General features: G+C 33.3%; 4 protein-coding genes and 1 pseudogene. All 5 read right to left on the bottom strand.

The genetic code is table 11. The features are described from left to right. Positions 1–470: 470 nt before the first annotated feature. On the bottom strand, positions 471–689 hold the full coding sequence (locus AB1414_18925; protein ID MEW6609486.1) for a DUF4926 domain-containing protein: 219 nt from the start codon (positions 687–689) through the stop codon (positions 471–473). Beyond that, entirely contained in the window at positions 682–1,038 is a 357-nt protein-coding gene (locus tag AB1414_18920; GenBank protein ID MEW6609485.1) for a DUF6883 domain-containing protein, read from the bottom strand. Before AB1414_18920 ends, AB1414_18925 begins: the two co-directional genes overlap by 8 nt. A gap of 52 nt (positions 1,039–1,090) precedes the next feature. Beyond that, positions 1,091–1,357, bottom strand: a complete 267-nt coding sequence (locus AB1414_18915) for a hypothetical protein (GenBank protein ID MEW6609484.1) — start codon at positions 1,355–1,357, stop codon at positions 1,091–1,093. A 309-nt stretch (positions 1,358–1,666) separates the two neighbouring features. Continuing rightward, complete coding sequence (locus tag AB1414_18910) at positions 1,667–2,230, bottom strand: hypothetical protein (protein ID MEW6609483.1); 564 nt, start codon at positions 2,228–2,230, stop codon at positions 1,667–1,669. Positions 2,231–2,328: 98 nt separating this feature from the next. Then, positions 2,329–2,612: pseudogene (locus AB1414_18905) on the bottom strand (four helix bundle protein).

Raw genomic sequence — 2,612 nt, 5'->3', positions numbered from 1 at the left:
GATAAGGAGATAAGAGTGATATGGAGATAAGATAATAGAAATAGATTGAAATTTATAGAAATAGGTAGAAATTGATTGTGGAAAACAACAAATTTCCATAAATTTCTATTAGTTTCTATTAATTTCATTTTTTTTAATAATATCTCCTTAATCTCCACATCTCCTTTTGTTACACCACCTGAACGCTTACCCTTTTTTTAACCGCAAAGAACGCAAAGAAATCGACCGCAAAGAACGCAAAGATTAAATGAGAAAGGAATCATAGAAAATTCACGAAACTCCAGATGCACTTATGCAAAAAAATTCATTCCGAACAGTATTGGGTCTGACCCCAATCTTTCCCCAAAACATAATTTTTTCCTTGCAATTATCCCCCAGGCGAAGAGAAGGGTTTCATACCCTTCTCCTCCGATATGTAAACCTGGATATTAGTCCCGATTTCTGGTCTTTAATAGGTTTCCACTCTCCGATTAAACTGCTTCAGCAAGTTGATAATGCAAAACCATTAATTGGTCAGCAATTAGAGGCAACATTGCATAAGTTAATCCTTCATCATCACTGAACTCAACCTCAAAAACATCTGAACCTAATAATTCAACTACAGTACCAACTTGTCCACGATATAGCTTATGTTCAGGCAAATTTTCGACTAATGCTACAACATCAAGTAGATTAATTGATTTATTCATTAATTTTACTCTCCCTTTTAAGAATGTAACAACTTGTCAAACGGGGAAAATTCTCATTACTGAGAATAATCCAACTACTGCGTACTCTTGCTTGTCCGATTGAGGTAGTGATTGTAGAATCTATTATATACCGTTTCCCATATTGATCTTCAAGTGTTGTTACTGCCTCATTAGTACGAACAATGTTTAGTAGTATCCTTTTTAATTCAGCAGCATCCTTTGAAGTTAATCCTAAAACCTCTCTGAATAAATGGGCTTTGTATTTACCTCGTGGATGATAAGGACTTAAGCAATAATCTTGTAGTTTCTTAATATCAATAAGTGCTCGATCTGCATTGGGTATTTTCATTATATTTGTCCTGCTTAACATTTTAACTCAGTAATCTGGCTAACGACCAAATTCAGCGACGGCGAAGCCGTTCGCTGCAATGATTGGTTAGCCTGATTATTATTTTATTCAGCCACAGATTAACACGAATAAAACACAGAATTATATCTTCTGTTATTCCTTCATCTTTTAAACCCATTTTGTAACCGTTCAGGCTATATATCAAAAGTGTAAGAAAGGGGATAAGGAGATAAGAGTGATATGGAGATAAGATAATAGAAATAGATTGAAATTTATAGAAATAGGTAGAAATTGATTGTGGAAAACAACAAATTTCCATAAATTTCTATTAGTTTCTATTAATTTCAATTTTTTTAATAATATCTCCCTATCTCCATAATTCCCCTATCCCCTTTTCTTACACTATTTCCACCATTATGCTATTGTCGTGTTGAACAAATAACGCACGGAATTCGATTCTGGTAACTGGTGATTGGTAACTGGTAATTAAATACCGTTTGGCTGATCTCAGGACGAAACTATTTAACCAGTTACCAGTTACCAATTATCCGTTTGCAGGTTATAAAATCTGATGATACGCCGTGCAAAACTTACTCAACACCACACTAGATTAAGACACCACCAAGATTCAGGGTTCAATGACCCAGCCAAAAACTTCTATCTCAGCAACAGGAATATTAATTGCAGAATAAATCTTTAATTTTGAGGTAGTTAAAGGGTTAAATGTTAATGTTATTATATTTTTGCCCTCATTATTAAGACTTCTTAAATTCTCCCATTGTTGATTTACCGGGTCATAATAATGAAAAGAAAATTTGGTATCAATCATCTTTTCCGCCGGTGTTAAATAAACAACCACTTTATCAATTACCCGTGAGTAATGAAAATCCAATTCATACCACAAAGGAACTAAATTACTACCTTGTTTATCCCCATCAATCAAAGAATTATCTGCTATCAAGGCAGTAGTTCTATATTTACTCTGGGCAATATTCTGGTAGGAAACCTTTTTAGCCTCGGTTAATTGTTGTTTAAGATTTGCATTTTCCTCTTTTAAGACTTTATTTTCTTCCTTAATTTTCTCAACATCTTTTACTAATTTCAAATCATCTAATATCCCGGCAAAGCCATAGCTTGCAAAAAATAAACTTACTACCACCATATTTGTTCCTGCTAAAAATTTTTTTATCATTTTCTTTACCTCCTTAGAGTTCTTTTTCTTAAATTACTGTAACTATTCAGCATACCAAGCAAGTAGGAAGTAGGAAAGTAGGAAGAGGGGAAAATACTTCATACTATTTTACTCTTAATTGATTTGATTAAACCTATAAGCATCCTACTCACTTCTTCAGATATATCCCAAATGGATTGAAAATCTGGCAGATAATTAAAATCTTTAGATAGAATTAGATAATACCTTAGTTCTTCAAGAGATCCCTAGCTTATATTATAGGCATTTAACTTATTCTTTATGCCTTGTTTCTTAAAACCTTCTGCAATATTTGCTGGAATAGAAACAGCCGCTGGGCACATCTGTTGCACCAATCCATATTTTTCTTCAGTTGGGAAGTTTT

The sequence above is a fragment of the bacterium genome (assembly GCA_040755795.1).
In the GTDB taxonomy this organism is placed as follows: domain Bacteria; phylum UBA9089; class CG2-30-40-21; order CG2-30-40-21; family SBAY01; genus JBFLXS01.
The sequence above is the reverse complement of the archived record's forward strand: the minus strand, read 5'-3'. Positions and strand labels throughout refer to the sequence as shown.